At 72.4% G+C, this 13,495-nt stretch carries 16 protein-coding genes; 10 read left to right on the top strand and 6 right to left on the bottom strand.

Annotation, left to right across the window (positions count from 1 at the left end; all coding sequences use genetic code 11):
* The first annotated feature begins 67 nt into the window (after window positions 1-67).
* From ACY8FT_RS11040 to ACY8FT_RS11015, 6 genes are all read left to right on the top strand, one after another.
* Window positions 68-685: a maleylpyruvate isomerase N-terminal domain-containing protein gene (locus tag ACY8FT_RS11040; protein ID WP_462418936.1), complete on the top strand. Its 618-nt coding sequence runs from the start codon at window positions 68-70 to the stop codon at window positions 683-685.
* Between the two features lie 45 nt (window positions 686-730).
* The gene (locus ACY8FT_RS11035; protein ID WP_462418935.1) at window positions 731-1,000 is read left to right on the top strand and encodes a hypothetical protein; all 270 of its coding nucleotides are present in this window, start codon (window positions 731-733) and stop codon (window positions 998-1,000) included.
* A gap of 93 nt (window positions 1,001-1,093) precedes the next feature.
* Window positions 1,094-1,294 carry a type II toxin-antitoxin system Y4mF family antitoxin gene (locus tag ACY8FT_RS11030; protein WP_462418934.1) on the top strand — a complete coding sequence of 67 codons (201 nt, stop codon included), beginning with the start codon at window positions 1,094-1,096 and terminating at the stop codon, window positions 1,292-1,294.
* A 21-nt stretch (window positions 1,295-1,315) separates the two neighbouring features.
* Window positions 1,316-2,323 carry a type II toxin-antitoxin system HipA family toxin gene (locus tag ACY8FT_RS11025; protein WP_462418933.1) on the top strand — a complete coding sequence of 336 codons (1,008 nt, stop codon included), beginning with the start codon at window positions 1,316-1,318 and terminating at the stop codon, window positions 2,321-2,323.
* 23 nt (window positions 2,324-2,346) lie between these two features.
* A complete protein-coding gene (locus tag ACY8FT_RS11020) occupies window positions 2,347-3,408 on the top strand; it encodes a lipoate--protein ligase family protein (RefSeq protein ID WP_462418932.1) in 1,062 nt (353 codons plus the stop codon).
* A 29-nt stretch (window positions 3,409-3,437) separates the two neighbouring features.
* Window positions 3,438-3,641 (top strand): hypothetical protein, encoded by a 204-nt coding sequence (locus ACY8FT_RS11015; protein WP_462418931.1) that lies wholly within the window; start codon window positions 3,438-3,440, stop codon window positions 3,639-3,641.
* Between the two features lies 1 nt (window position 3,642).
* Here ACY8FT_RS11015 and ACY8FT_RS11010 read toward each other — a convergent pair whose 3' ends face one another.
* On the bottom strand, window positions 3,643-4,956 hold the full coding sequence (locus ACY8FT_RS11010; protein WP_462418930.1) for a YncE family protein: 1,314 nt from the start codon (window positions 4,954-4,956) through the stop codon (window positions 3,643-3,645).
* A 122-nt stretch (window positions 4,957-5,078) separates the two neighbouring features.
* Between ACY8FT_RS11010 and ACY8FT_RS11005 the strand changes: the two genes are divergently transcribed.
* Entirely contained in the window at window positions 5,079-5,927 is an 849-nt protein-coding gene (locus ACY8FT_RS11005; RefSeq protein WP_462418929.1) for a spermidine synthase, read from the top strand.
* A 6-nt stretch (window positions 5,928-5,933) separates the two neighbouring features.
* On the opposite strand, the gene ACY8FT_RS11000 is transcribed toward ACY8FT_RS11005, so the two are convergent.
* The 5 genes from ACY8FT_RS11000 to dnaB form a co-directional block, all read right to left on the bottom strand.
* Complete coding sequence (locus tag ACY8FT_RS11000; protein ID WP_462418928.1) at window positions 5,934-7,031, bottom strand: flavin-containing monooxygenase; 1,098 nt, start codon at window positions 7,029-7,031, stop codon at window positions 5,934-5,936.
* Between the two features lie 22 nt (window positions 7,032-7,053).
* The gene (locus ACY8FT_RS10995; protein ID WP_462418927.1) at window positions 7,054-7,209 is read right to left on the bottom strand and encodes a hypothetical protein; all 156 of its coding nucleotides are present in this window, start codon (window positions 7,207-7,209) and stop codon (window positions 7,054-7,056) included.
* Window positions 7,210-7,525: 316 nt separating this feature from the next.
* Window positions 7,526-7,942, bottom strand: coding sequence for a PIN domain-containing protein (locus ACY8FT_RS10990; RefSeq protein WP_462418926.1), 417 nt, complete (start codon window positions 7,940-7,942; stop codon window positions 7,526-7,528).
* Window positions 7,939-8,172, bottom strand: a complete 234-nt coding sequence (locus ACY8FT_RS10985) for a FitA-like ribbon-helix-helix domain-containing protein (RefSeq protein WP_462418925.1) — start codon at window positions 8,170-8,172, stop codon at window positions 7,939-7,941. The genes ACY8FT_RS10990 and ACY8FT_RS10985 overlap by 4 nt, the downstream gene beginning before the upstream one ends.
* A gap of 65 nt (window positions 8,173-8,237) precedes the next feature.
* Window positions 8,238-10,586 (bottom strand): replicative DNA helicase, encoded by a 2,349-nt coding sequence (dnaB, locus tag ACY8FT_RS10980; protein ID WP_462418924.1) that lies wholly within the window; start codon window positions 10,584-10,586, stop codon window positions 8,238-8,240.
* A 408-nt stretch (window positions 10,587-10,994) separates the two neighbouring features.
* Between dnaB and ACY8FT_RS10975 the strand changes: the two genes are divergently transcribed.
* The 3 genes from ACY8FT_RS10975 to ACY8FT_RS10965 are packed head-to-tail and all read left to right on the top strand — an operon-like array spanning window position 10,995 to window position 13,489.
* The gene (locus tag ACY8FT_RS10975) at window positions 10,995-11,231 is read left to right on the top strand and encodes a hypothetical protein (protein ID WP_462418923.1); all 237 of its coding nucleotides are present in this window, start codon (window positions 10,995-10,997) and stop codon (window positions 11,229-11,231) included.
* Window positions 11,232-12,476: a cupin domain-containing protein gene (locus ACY8FT_RS10970; RefSeq protein WP_462418922.1), complete on the top strand. Its 1,245-nt coding sequence runs from the start codon at window positions 11,232-11,234 to the stop codon at window positions 12,474-12,476.
* On the top strand, window positions 12,473-13,489 hold the full coding sequence (locus ACY8FT_RS10965) for a sucrase ferredoxin (protein WP_462418921.1): 1,017 nt from the start codon (window positions 12,473-12,475) through the stop codon (window positions 13,487-13,489). The genes ACY8FT_RS10970 and ACY8FT_RS10965 overlap by 4 nt, the downstream gene beginning before the upstream one ends.
* The last annotated feature ends 6 nt before the right edge of the window (window positions 13,490-13,495 follow it).

The raw sequence follows: 13,495 nt of genomic DNA, 5'->3' as shown, positions 1-13,495 counted from the left end.
GGGGTCGGAACCCCTGCATCGAGGCGGTGTGCCCGGGGACGACCGACAGGCGTGGCAGGCTGCGGGCATGCCCCGTCCGCTCAGCATCCCGCTCGAGGAGGGCCGCCGCGCCTTCCTCGAGGCCCTCCAGACGTTCCGGGCCGGGTGCGACTCGCTGGATGACTTCGCCCTGCTGGCCCCGAGCCGGGCCCACGGATGGTCACGTCTGGACTGCATCGTGCACGTGCGGACGGGGCTCCAGGAGATGCTCGCCGGGGCCTGCGCCGGCACGCGGGCCCCAGCGGACACCGACGCCGCGTCGTACTGGACGGCCTTCGCCGCACAGGAGGACGACGACCCGGTGCCCGGCATCCTCCTGACGCGCCGCACAGCGGCGGCGTACACGCGCCCCCGCCACGCCCTGCAGCACCTCGAGGAGGTGTGCACCGGGTGGGCACGCCACGCACCCACGCTGCCCGATGACCGCATCGCCTTCCAGGGGCTGGTGCTCACGGCCGGGGACTTCCTGGCGACCTGGGCCGTGGAGCTCGTCGTGCACCAGCTCGACCTCGACCTCCCGGCCGGGGCGCCGTCCCCGCCGGTCAGCGCGCTGGGGATCGCCCGCCGCACCGTCGACGCCCTGGGGACCGCGCCCGTCGACGAGCCCGACGACGCCCGGGCCGTGCTGGCCGGCTTCGGACGCTGAGCCGAGCCGGTTCGGGGAACCGCTCCGCGGGGGCCCAATGACTGAATGATCAGCCCCACCTGCCTGATGGTGCGCGGCTGCACCCACCTGGGGCGCGCCGACGCCCCCGAGCCCGAGGCGGCAGCACGACGACAGCTGGGGGGATGGCGTGCACGCAACCTCCTCATGGCGGGCCATCTCCGTCGGGTCGTCGGCGAATACCCTGGCGGGCGCGTGCTGGCGCTCGTCGGCCGCTCCCACCGGGGACCACTGCAAGCGGCCCTGGGCACCGACCAGCACGACCTCGAGCTGGTCGACCCGCTGACGCTCCACTGACCGGCACGATCGCGCCGGTTTGGCTTGCACGCCGCGGGTTCGAGATCCATCATCGGGCCAGCCGGCACGATCGTGCCGGATCGAGGAGGGCAGATGGCACTCGCCGACGAGGTCCGCACACGACGCCGGGCCATGAAACTGAGCCAGCACGAGGTGGCCCTGCTGGCCGACGTCTCCGAACGGTTCGTGCGCGAGGTGGAGACCGGCAAGTCGTCCCTGCGCCTCGACAAGCTCGAAGCGGTGCTCGACGTCCTGGGTCTCCAGCTGGCCCTGACCCCTAGGGAGACGCCGTGAACCCTCGCCCCGGGCGGCGCGGTGCCGGCCTTCTTCGCGAACCTCCTTCCCGAGGGGCGTCGCCTGACGGCACTGCGCAGGGCGACCAAGACCAGCGCCGACGACGAGCTGTCGCTCCTCGTCGCCGTGGGCTCCGACCCGGTCGGTGACGTGCAGGTGCTCGCCACCCCCGAGCCTTCGGGCGAGGCGGCACCCGATCACGACGTCCCAGACCTCGCAGAACTGGACTTCGCAGCCCTCCTGAAACGGCGCGGCATCGGGGATCCCTCGGCACTCGCCGGCGTCCAGGACAAGGTTTCGGGCCGCATGCTGACACTCCCGCTCGAGCACGCGGGCCGTGCGCACCTCCTGAAGTTCGAGGTCCCGGAGTTCTCCCAGGTGGTGTCGAACGAGGCCTACTTCCTCGGCATCGCGCGGCGCATGAGGATGGACGTGGCCGATGCCGAGGTGATCCACGACGTCGAAGGTCGACCGGGCCTCCTCGTCACCCGCTTCGACCGGACCGTGACCCCCCGGGGCCTCCGTCGCCTCGCGGTGGAGGACGGGGCCCAGCTGCTCGATCGCCACCCCGCGGACAAGTACGGCGTCACCACGGAGGACCTCCTCGAGGCCGTGGCCCGAGTGGCGCGTTCACGCCCCGTGGCGGTCCGGGCGGTGCTGCAGCAGGTGGCCTTCGCGTGGCTCACGGGCAACGGCGACCTGCACGCCAAGAACATCTCGGTGCTGGATGACGACGACCGCCGCGTGGCGCCCGTCTACGACATCCCCGCAACCGTTCCCTACGGGGACACGACGATGGCACTGTCCGTGGCGGGGCGGAGGGACAACCTCTCCACCAAGGCCTTCCACGCCCTCGGAGCCCATGGTGGCCTGCCCACCCGAGCCGTGGACGCCGTCCTCGAGGAAGCGCTCCGAGCCACCGCCTCCGTCGCCGACGACATCGAGGCCGGCAGCATCCACTGGGACCCACGGCGACGCCGCGACCTGGCCCGCGTGATCCGGCGACGGCGCCGGGACCTCGGAGCCTGACGCCCGCGGTCTACGCTCGCCGCATGCGTGGTGAGTACAAGGTGCCTGGCGGCAAGCTGGTCGCCGTCGAGATCGAGACCGAGCCCGGCGCGACCGGGGACCGCATCAGCCGGGCGTTCGTCTCCGGCGACTTCTTCCTCGAGCCCGACGAGGCCCTGGAGGACATCAACGGCGCCCTGACCGGCCTGCCCACCGACGCCTCCGTGGACGACCTGGCCACCGCCATCCGCCAACGCCTGGCCGCGGACGTCTCGATGATCGGCTTCTCCCCCGAGGCGGTCGGCATCGCCGTGCGCCGCGCCCTGGGCAAGGCCACCAGCTGGGAGGACCACCGGTTCGACCTCATCGGCCCGGTGAGCATGGACCCGCGCATGCACGTGGCGCTCGACGAGGTGCTGGCCCGACGGGTGGCCCGTGGCGAGGCCGGCCCCAGCCTGCGCTTCTGGGAGTGGGACAGCCCCCTGGTGGTCATCGGCAGCTTCCAGTCGTACGCCAACGAGATCGACGAGGAGGGGCGCGCCCGCCACGGCATCGACGTGGTGCGCCGCATCACCGGCGGCGGGGCCATGTTCATGGAGCCCGGCAACTGCATCACCTACTCGCTGGTGGTGCCCGAGTCGCTCGTGGAGGGGCTGAGCTTCCAGCGCGCCTACGAGTTCCTCGACGACTGGGTGATGGGGGCGCTCGCCGAGATCGGCATCCGGGCGAAGTACGTGCCGCTCAACGACATCGCCTCCGAGCAGGGGAAGATCGGCGGCGCCGCCCAGCGGCGCCTGGCCGGCGGCGTGGTGCTGCACCACGTGACGATGAGCTACGACATCGACGCCGACAAGATGCTCGAGGTGCTGCGCATCGGCAGGGAGAAGATGTCTGACAAGGGCACCCGCTCGGCCACGAAGCGCGTGGACCCGATGCGTTCGCAGAGCGGTCTGCCGCGCGAGGAGATCATCGACGGCTTCATGCGCTTCTTCGAGGGCCAGTACGACGTGAGCCGCCGTGAGTACAGCGAGGACGAGCTGGCCGCGGCGCGCGAGCTGGTGGAGACGAAGTTCCGCACCGAGGAGTGGACGCGGCGGATCCCGTGAGCCGGGACGCCGACACAGGAGGCACGCACGTGACCCCGGAGACGACCGACCCCGACGAGCTCGCCGCCCGCCTGGAGCGCTGGGACGCCTCAGGCGGCCACCTGCACGTCGCCCACCGCACCGACGAGACCGTGACGGTGCACCTGCTCACCTGCGACGGCGGCAAGGTGATGGAGGTGCTCCAGGGCCCGCCCACCGCGGCGGTGGAACGGGCCCTGGAGCAGGCCGACTGACTCAGCCCTGCGGGCCGGCCCACCCCTCGGGCACGACGCCCTGGCGGACCCGCTGCGGGTGGTCGCCCACCGGGATGCTCGCGCTCTTCTCACCGGTCTCGAAGTCGATGGCGGTCAGCGCGTCGGCGCCGGACTCCGAGACGATGCAGCGCTCGCCGTCGTTGCTGACCGTGGCCCAGTACGGCTTGTCCGTCGTCACCAGCGGCCCCTGCTCCAGGGTCTCGCGGTCCACCACGGTCGTGTAGTCGTCCATCGTGCCGGCCACGCACAGCCGGCTGCCGTCGGGCTTCATGGTGATGCCGTGGTGCCGCGAGTCGTTGACCCACTCACCCCGGTCGGCGGGGGTGTCGGGGTTCTTCGGCAGCTCGCGCACGCGGGTGATGCGGTCGGCCTGCACGTCGTACTCGAGGAAGCCGTTGAAGTAGGACACCTGGAAGTAGGCCTTGTCGAACTCCGGCGTGAAGGCCACCGGCCGCACCGCGTCGGACAGGCCCTCCTGCCCCGCGGCGTCCAGGCGGTCGCGCATGTCGATCGTGCGCACCGGCTCGAAGGTCTCGGCATCGGTCACGGTCACGTAGCGCTTGCCCTTGAGCACGTCGTCGCGCTGCTGGTCGGGGTCGTCGTGGTCGTTCTCCACCTTGCCGATGGACATCGTCCACAGGTGCTTGCCGTCGGGGCTGAAGACGTTCTCGTGCGGGCGGTCACCCGTCCGCACCGTGCCGACCTCCTCGCCGGTGGCCACGTCGAGCACGTGCACCCGATTGGCGGAGGAGTCCGAGACGGCCACCCGCTTCCCGTCGGGCGAGAGGGCCATGTGGTCGGAACGGAAGCCGGTCATCGGGAAGCGCCAGTTGATCTCGTTGGTCTCGACGTCGATGGAGACCACGTCGGCGAAGCTGGGGCGCGAGATGACCACCGACTTGCCGTCATTCGCGGAGTACACGTCGTCGACGAGCTGGTCGTGCCCCTCCCCGGCGGTGTGGCGGATGTACAGGAACACCGGCCAGTGGACAGGATTGAGCGCGATCGCGGCCAGGCGCTTGTCGTAGTCCGGCACGGCGTTCAGGCGACCGATCTTCTGCAGTCCGCCGTCGTCCTCGACGACGTCGACGCTCCCCTCCCAGTTGTTGCCGACGAAGAGCACGTCCTCCAATCCCTCGGCGGAGGTGGTGGAGGCGGGCGACGGGGCCGGAGCGGGGGCACCGGCGACGGATGCGGGGGCCGCGACGGTGGCGATGGCCAGGCCGGCGGCGGCGAGGCGGGCCGCGACGGGGGTGCGGCGAGCAGGGCGCGAGGGCGCGAGGGCAGGGAACACGGGCAGGCCTCCGAGGGGGGTCGAGCGAGGGGGACCTTCGCAAGATAGGGCAGAGCACGGGTACCCAACACAGCCCGTCACGGTGTCCTGACGGAGTCTTGACGGACCCGCAGACTGGGGACGTGACGCACTCCGAGCACCCCCTGACCGACCCCACCACCACGCGGGCCACACCCTCCGCCCAGCGCACCGTCCACCTCTCCACCTCCGGTGTGCAGGCCCGCATCGCCCCGGCCGAGCACGGCGGCGGGTACGAGCTGTTCGTCGGCGGGCACGTCCAGTCGCACATCGACCCGGCCGACCCGCTGGAGGTGCGCTACGAGTACCTGCGGCGCATGGCGAATGTCCTCGATGCCGTGGCCCACCCCGGGGACGCGCTGCGCGTGCTGCACCTGGGCGCGGGTGCGCTCACCCTGCCCCGCTACCTGCAGGCCACCCGTCCGGGGTCGGAGCAGGTGGTGGTGGACATCGACCGCGAGCTCGTCTCGTTCGTGACCGCCGTGCTGCCGCTGCCCGGGGGCACGGACCTGCACGTGGAGGTGGCCGATGCCCGTGAGGCGGTGCAGGGCATGGTGGCCGCCGGGGAGGAGTTCGCGGTGGTCGTCGTGGACCTGCCCACCGACACCGGGGAGTGCGCGCACCTGGCCGGGCCGGACTTCCACGCAGAGCTCCTGGACCTGCTGGACGACCAGGGCCTGCTCATGACCAACATCGGCGCCGACGACGGGCTGGCCTTCCTGGCCGACCAGCTGCGGGCGCTGGGCGAGGTGGCCGACGCCGAGGGGTACGACGGCGTGTGGACCCTGGCCGATGCGGGGATGCTGGAGCGGCGCACGGCCGGCAACGCGGTGCTGGTGGCGGGCTCGCTCCTGGACGGGATGCGTGAGTCGCTCACCGCTGCCGGGCCGCACCCGGGCGTGGTGCTCGACCCCGGGGAGTCCGCGGCACTGGCCGAGCGTCTCGAGGGCTGAGCCGGATCAGCGGGCGGAGCGACGACGTCCGCGACACCTGCCGGAGCGTCGCAGCCACCGCTGAAGGTGGCGGACGACGTGCCGCGCGTCCCGCCCGGCCCCGCGGAGGGTGGCCGACCTGCGGGAGAGCTGACCGGGCAGCCCGACGAAGTACAGGCCCGGCACGGTGGTGCTCACCCCCATCCGATGGCGGGGCGCACCGCTCTCGTCGACGGCACCGGGGAGGCTCAGGAAGCCGACGCTCGACCGGAAGCCGGTGGCGAACAGCACCGTGTCGACGGGCTCGGTCGTGCCGTCGGGCCAACGGACGCCGTCGGTGGTGAACGTCTCGAACACCGGGCGCTGCGGGGGCTTCCCGGCCCGCAGGGCTGCCCGGTGCCGGCCGTCGTCCAGGACGCGCACGTCCGGCGGGACGCCGCCCCATCGGGCCTGGTTGAACTGGTCGATGCCCAGCCAGGTGAACCAGTCGTGCACCGGTCGGCCGAGGAAGCGCTCGTGCAGCAGCTGGACCGGCCGGCGGACCGCGAGGGTGACGTCGGCGATCCGGGCGAGCTCGACACCGATCTGCACCGCGGAGTTGCGGGACCCGACCACCACCACGCGCTGCCCGGCGAAGGGCTCGGGCACCTGGTAGTCCAGCGAGTGCAGCACCGTGCCGGTGAACTCCTCGCGGCCGGGGACCTCGGGCACGAACGGGATGCGGAAGGCACCGGAGGCCACGATGACCGAGCGGGCGGTGTACTCACGCCCGCCGGCCACCGTGATGCGGAACAGGCCGTCCTCGCGCCGCACGTCCTCGACCGGGCTGTTGACCACCAGCCGGTCGGCGAAACGGGCGGCATACGCCTCGATGTAGGTCTCCGCCTCCTCGCGCACGGGGTAGTGCTCGGGGTCACCGGGGAAGGGCATGCCCGGCAGGGAGGAGTGCTTGGCCGGGGAGAACAGGCGCAGGCTGCGGTAGTGCAACGGCCACGAGCCGCGGGCGTGTTCAGCGGCCTCGAGCACGAGGTGGCTGAGGCCGCGCCGCTCGAGGTGGTGGGCCGTGGCCAGGCCGCTCTGCCCGCCGCCGATGACCAGGACGTCGAGGGGTGCGGAGTCGGACATGCGCCCAGCCTGCCGCACGGGCTCAGTCCGGCAGGCCCGCGACCGGCGTGAGCACCTGGTGGGTCATGCCGTCCATGTCCAGGATCGGCACGGCGTCGCCCTGCTCGGACAGGATGGCCAGCAGGTCGGCGCCGCGGCCCTCGACGGCGCGCAGCCGCCCGTGGAAGAGGATGCTCATGGGGCCATGGTGCCGGAGGGGTGAGCTCGATCGAGAGCCCGATACCGTCAGCACATGAACCGGGACCACGAACGTTCCGAGGAAGCGATTCCGCGCCGGACGCCTCGGACGGTGCGCCTCATGGCCGAGTGGGGCGTGGAACGAGGACTGGGAGCGGAACGCCCTGCCGGCGCTCGAGGGCGGGACGCCGGATCCGGTGGCCGAGGCCGCCTGGCGCCGGGACGGGGAGAACCTGCTGCGTCGGTTGCGAGTGGAGCTGGGGCCGGACGTCACCGTGCGCTTCCAGCCCTGAGCACGGCCGCCCCCGCGTCCGGGTTCACTGCTCCCAGGGGTCGATGAGGTCCAGTCCGGTGTGGACGAAGTCCCTGGTGTTCCGGGTGGCGCACGACGCACCGCGAGCCCGGCAGATCGCCGCGATCTGGGCATCGGCCGTGCTGATGGGCAGGCCGCGGCCCAGCCGATCGGCCACCACGCGCCCGTACTCCTCGGCCGCGTCGGCGTCGAACGGGAGGATCCGGCTCGCCCGATAGGGCTCCAGGGCTGCCTCCAGCGCTGTCTGCAACTGCGTCCGACGCCGCCCCGGCGGCAGGCGACGGAGGCCGGCCTGCAACTCACCCACCGTGATCGCCGTGAGGGCGAGCTCGTCAGGGTCGCTCTCCAGCCAGGCCACCACTGCAGGAGCCGGTTCGGCTCGCAACGCCTCGGAGACGACGTTGGTGTCCAGCACGATCATCCGAAGTCGACGCTCCGTGCCTCGTCCCGACGCGGAGGGATCTCCACGTCGTCGAACCCCCCGACGGACTCCCCGGCGCGCAGCAGAGCGGCTCCCAGTCCCGGCCGCCGCGCCGCCTTGCCCAGGATGTCCCGCACCTCGGCCTCCATCGAGCGCCCGTGCTCCCTCGCCTGCGCGGCGAGCTGCTCCTTGACCTCGGGGTCCAGCCCCCGCACCACGATCGACGCCATGCCCACCTCCTGATATCAGAGATGCTAGCAATCCATTCGGGGCCGAGACAGGCGTCAGCCTGCGGTCAGAACCCCTGTGCCATGTCCTTGAACCGGCTGAAGTGCCCCTGGAACGCCACGGTGATGGTGTCGGTGGGACCGTTTCGGTGCTTGGCCACGATGAAGTCGGCCTCACCCGCGCGAGGCGACTCCTTCTCGTAGGCCTCCTCGCGATGCAGCAGGATCACCATGTCGGCGTCCTGCTCGATGCTGTTGTGGACGGCGATGCCGTTGGCGACGAAGTTGTGCGCGCCGGCGACGGTGGCGTCGAACACCGGCTCCACGCCATCCAGCTCAATGGACTTCACCTCGTCCCAGAGGACGTCATTCACGGCGTAAAGGTCCAGGTCCTGCTCGTCCAGCACTGCAGCGGCCGCCGCGATGCGGGAGCGCACCGGCGTCATCTCGGCCAGCGCGTCACCCAAGCTCACGGGTTCACGTTCCGGCTGCGCGAGCACGTCACCCACACGCCGCCAGACAGCGGGGTCCGCCCCGCTCCCCCCACCGCTGACGACACCCAGCAGATCAGATGCCGCCTGCCCCAAACCGACCTCGGCGTTCCCACCGACGGCCACCTCCAGGAGGTACCGACGGACCGAGTCCCGCTCGGAGATCATCAGATCCCCGCTAACGGCCCTGTCGACGGAGATACCGAAGCGCAGCAGGAGGCGGCTCACCACGTCCACCACGTGACTGGCCAGACCCTGCACCACGAGGCGCTCGCGAGCCAGGTCCGCCGTCATCGACGGGGCCAGAACCTGCCGGACGAACGACGCGATGTCACCCTTGGGCAGGCTCGCCACACCGTCCGGCACGACCGCCCCGCCTCGGGCCCGGCGTGCAGCCGCGGCGACCTCCGCCTCGTCCCACTCGGTCAGTGCGTGGGGTGCCGGAACGTGTCTCGGCACGGCGATCCGAGACCCCTCGCGCAGGTCCTCCAGAGCGGTCCACCCCTCGTAGGTCCGGAACGGATGGTTGGCGGTGGCCCGCACGGTCTTCCCTGAGGTGGTGGTCAGCCGGAACACCGGCTTCACCCCGGTGGGGAACACGTGCGTCAGATGGCGGCGGACGTACCGCATCGACTCGTCCAGGGCCCACACGGGCACGTCCCGCTCCCCCGCCTCAAGGAGCTGCCCCATCGTCACCTCGGCACCGGTGTCGGCCCGGAGCACACGGGTGTCCGCCGTCAGGCAGCCCGACTCGCGCAAATCACTCATCTGCGGCTTCTTGTCCGTGCGCTGCTCCGGCCCACGGTTCAGCTGCGAGATGGCGATGACCGGCACCTCGAGCTCCTTGGCCAGCAGCTTGAGCGCACGGGAGAACTCCGAGACCTCCTGCTGGCGGCTCTCGACCTTCTTGCCCGAGGTCATCAGCTGCAGGTAGTCGATGACCACCAGGCGGAGGTTGTGCTGCTGCTTGAGCCGCCGCGCCTTGGCCCGGATCTCCATGAGCGACAGGTTCGGGCTGTCGTCGATGAACAGCGGCGCCACGCTGAGCCGCCCCTGCGTCTCGGCGATCTTGGCCCAGTCCCCCTCGTCGACCTCGCCCTTGCGCAGCTTCTGCAGCTGGATGGACGCCTCGGCCGAGAGCATGCGCATGACGATCTCGGTCTTGCTCATCTCCAGGGAGAAGATGCAGGAGGCCAACCCGTGCTCGATGCTGGCCGAGCGGCAGATGTCCAGGCCGAGGGTCGATTTTCCCATCGCCGGTCGCGCCGCGACGACGATCATCTGCCCGCCGTGCAGACCGTTGGTCAAGGCGTCCATGTCCGCGAACCCGGTGGGCACGCCGAGCATCTCCCCCGCGCTGCCGGAGGCGTGCTCGATCTCGTCGACCGTCGCGTCGAAGATCTCGCCGATCACCTGGTAGTCCTCGGCGCCCCGCTTGTCGGAGACCGCGTAGACCTCGGCCTGGGCGGCGTTGACGACGTCCTCGACCTCGCCGCCGCCCTGCCCGTAGCCCATCTGCACGATGCGGGTGCCGGCCTCCACCAGGCGGCGCAGGATGGCGCGCTCGGCCACGATCTCGGCGTAGTACCCGGCGTTGGCGGCGGTGGGCACCGACTGCATGAGCTGGTGCAGGTAGGCCTGCCCACCGGCACGCTGCAGGTTGCCTCGCTTGGTGAGCTCGTCGGCCACCGTGATCGCGTCGGCCGGCTCCCCGCGCCCGAAGAGGTCGAGGATCGCCTCGTGGATGAGCTCGTGGGCGGGCCGGTAGTAGTCCGCGCCGCGGACCAGCTCGAGCACGTCGGCGATGGCGTCCTTGCTCAACAGCATGCCGCCCAGGACGGAGCGCTCCGCGTCGACGTCCTGCGGGGGCATGCGGTCCATGCCCGGGCCGTCGTCCGGCGGCGGCTCGTACTCGTGATCGCTCATGTGCTCTCCCACTCCTCGAAGCGCCCTCGTCGGTCCCCCGGCCTGCGCGCGCGTGCACACGGTAGGCCCCACCACCGACAGCCCCAAACGGCCCTGTGGACAGCCTGTGGGAACCGCTGTGGACCGATGGTGTGCCTCTCCCCACAGGCTGTGGACGAGCCTGTGGGGAAGTCGGTGGGCAACACGCCCGGCCAACGAGTGAAAGCGGTCCTGACCTGCGGAGACGCCGTCCACCGCGTGTGCGTGGAAAGTCGTGAACGAAAGGGCCCGCCCCGGTGTCGTCCCCAGCCACCCAGGAGGGCATCACCTCACCCACGGGCCGCAGGATCCCGCTGTTGAAGGAGCCAGCGGGCTGCACCAGACTGGACGCCTGGCCCCGACCGGCGGGGCCGTCGAGAAGGAGGAACCATGACGGACGCCCCGAAGAACGACGAGCTCGACCCGGCCCAGCTGCTCGGTGACGGCGGTGCCGACGGTGCAGCCGGCGACGGTGGCGCGGACGGTGCCGCTAGCGATGGCGCGGACGGTGCCGCCGGCGACGGTGCGGCCGGTGACGGTGGCGCCGATGGCGGCGCTGGTGACGCCGGCGCGGACGGCGGTGCCGACAGCGGCGCCCACGGCCCGGCCGACGGCAGCGCCGGCTGAGTGACGCCCCCTCCTGCCGGGCCCGACCCGGCCTCCCGGGACCGCTCCGCACTCACGCGGCTGCTCGACACCGAGCCGGCCGAGTTCGCGGAGCGGTCCTGGGGCACCCGCCCCCTCCACATGCCCCGTGGCGCAAGGGGCGGCGACGACTTCACCGACCTGTTCTCGCTGGAGGCCGTCGACGAGCTGCTCACCCACCGCGGCCTGCGGACGCCCTTCCTGCGCATGGCCCGGGACGGTGACACCCTGCCGGAGGCGCGCTTCACCCGTGGCGGCGGCACGGGCGCCGGCGTCAGCGACCAGGTGGACGAGGACCGGGTGCGTTCCCTGTTCGCGGCAGGCGCCACCATCGTGCTGCAGGGGCTCCACCGCACCTGGCCGCCGGTCGCGGACCTCGCGCGCACCCTGGGCGACGAGCTCGGCCACCCGGTGCAGGTGAACGCCTACGTCACCCCGCCGCAGAACCAGGGCTTCACCCCTCACCACGACGTGCACGACGTGTTCGTGCTCCAGGTGCACGGCACCAAGCAGTGGACGCTGCACGAGCCCGTCATCGAGCACCCGCTGCGCGACCAGCCGTGGGACTCCGTCCGCGAGCAGGTGGCCGCCCTCGCGGAGCAGGACGAGCCCCTGGTCGACACCGTCGTCGAGCCCGGTGACGTCCTCTACCTGCCCCGCGGCACGATCCACGCCGCGCAGGCCCTGGGCGGGATCAGCGCCCACCTGACCGTCGGCGTGCACACGTGGACCCCGCACCACCTGGTCGGCGGGATCCTGGAGGCCGCACGGGCCCGGCTGCGCGAGGACCCCGCGCTGCGAGCCAACCTTCCCGTGGGAACACGCCCCGACGACGCCGAGGCGGTCGATGCCCTCCTGCCCGACCTGCGCGCCGCGCTGCACGAGGCCGTCGACGCCCTCGATGCAGAGACGCTCGCCCACGCCTTCCGCGACCGGGTGCGCACCACCCGCCGCCCCGACCCTGCCCCGCCGCTGGCGCAGCTGGCCGCGGCCGAGGCGCTGGACGGGAACACCTCCGTCCGACTGCGCGGCGGGCTCGAGGCGACGCGCGACCCCGACCACTCGGAGCGTCTGCACACCCGGCTGGGCTGGTTCGACCTCGACGAGGAGGCCCACGCCCTGCTGCAGGCCGTGGGGCAGGGCCCGCGTAGGGTCGAGGACCTGCCCGGCGGGCCCGCCGTGGCGCGGGATCTGGTCCGTCGGGGCCTGTTGGAGGTGGAGCCGTGAGCACGTCGAACGACCGGACCGGCACGGGCGTGGGCGCACCGGCCGGCGACGAGCCCGTGGCCGACGCACTGGAGCTCCCCTGCTCGGACGGCTCGCGGGCGCGGGGCGACCAGATGGTCGGCACCGCACCGCCGGCGCGCCGGTGGTTCCTCGTGGAGCAGGACGGCGCGTGGGGGCGCACCGCCTGGGACGGCCTGGACTGCTACGACCAGGCCAAGGAGGCGCTGCGCGCCGAGCTCGAGGGCGTCGGGGCCCGCCTGCAGCTCATCCGCCGCCACGGTGCCCGCCCGCGACCCGGCAGGCCGCCGCGACGCTGGTGCGCGGTGGACGTCGCCACCGGCTCGGTGCGCTGGGGCACGGCACGCTGCGACGGCGACCTGGTGCGCGCGGCCTCGGCCTTCTCCGAGCTGACGGCAGAGCCCGGCCAGCCGCAGCCGGGCAAGGCGGAGCCGGGCGACCGGTCCACCCCGGCAGACGCCGGGACGGAGGACTCCGCCGCCCCGATCATCCTGGTGTGCACGCACGGTCTGAAGGACGTCTGCTGCGCGGTGCGTGGCCGCCCGGTCGCCGCCGCACTGGCCGAGCGCTGGCCCGAGACCGTATGGGAGAGCACCCACACCGGGGGCGACCGGTTCGCCGCCAACGTGGTGCTGTTGCCCGACGGCGCGGTCTACGGCGGCACGGACCCGGACACCGCGGCCGCCGACGTGACGACCCACCTCGAGGGACAGGTGGACCCCACCCGACTGCGCGGCCGCGCCGGTCTGAGCTCCCAGGCACAGGCGGCCCACGCGGCGGCCCTGGACCACGCGGGCCCGATGGGCTGGCACGACGCGGTCGTCCGCGAGCAGACCGGCGACGCCGAGGCCTGGCAGGTGCAGGTGGACACCCCGACGGGCACGCTGCGGATCCACGGGACGACCCACCGGACGGAGCCGCACCGCCTGACCTGCCGCGCGGCGGGCCCGGCGCCGATGACGCTGTCGGTGGTCACCTCCGTCGAGCCCGCCTGAGGCACG

The sequence above is a fragment of the Kytococcus sp. Marseille-QA3725 genome (genome assembly GCF_054950055.1).
This window is presented reverse-complemented; position numbering and strand designations above follow the sequence as displayed.

Coding starts and splice junctions, on each gene's coding strand:
- ACY8FT_RS11000 (WP_462418928.1), bottom strand. CDS start 7,031: ATGTCCGACTCCGCACCCCTCGACGTCCTGGTCATCGGCGGCGGGCAG.
- ACY8FT_RS11040 (WP_462418936.1), top strand. CDS start 68: ATGCCCCGTCCGCTCAGCATCCCGCTCGAGGAGGGCCGCCGCGCCTTC.
- ACY8FT_RS10975 (WP_462418923.1), top strand. CDS start 10,995: ATGACGGACGCCCCGAAGAACGACGAGCTCGACCCGGCCCAGCTGCTC.
- dnaB (WP_462418924.1), bottom strand. CDS start 10,586: ATGAGCGATCACGAGTACGAGCCGCCGCCGGACGACGGCCCGGGCATG.
- ACY8FT_RS10995 (WP_462418927.1), bottom strand. CDS start 7,209: ATGAGCATCCTCTTCCACGGGCGGCTGCGCGCCGTCGAGGGCCGCGGC.
- ACY8FT_RS10990 (WP_462418926.1), bottom strand. CDS start 7,942: ATGATCGTGCTGGACACCAACGTCGTCTCCGAGGCGTTGCGAGCCGAA.
- ACY8FT_RS10985 (WP_462418925.1), bottom strand. CDS start 8,172: ATGGCGTCGATCGTGGTGCGGGGGCTGGACCCCGAGGTCAAGGAGCAG.
- ACY8FT_RS11035 (WP_462418935.1), top strand. CDS start 731: ATGATCAGCCCCACCTGCCTGATGGTGCGCGGCTGCACCCACCTGGGG.
- ACY8FT_RS11030 (WP_462418934.1), top strand. CDS start 1,094: ATGGCACTCGCCGACGAGGTCCGCACACGACGCCGGGCCATGAAACTG.
- ACY8FT_RS11020 (WP_462418932.1), top strand. CDS start 2,347: ATGCGTGGTGAGTACAAGGTGCCTGGCGGCAAGCTGGTCGCCGTCGAG.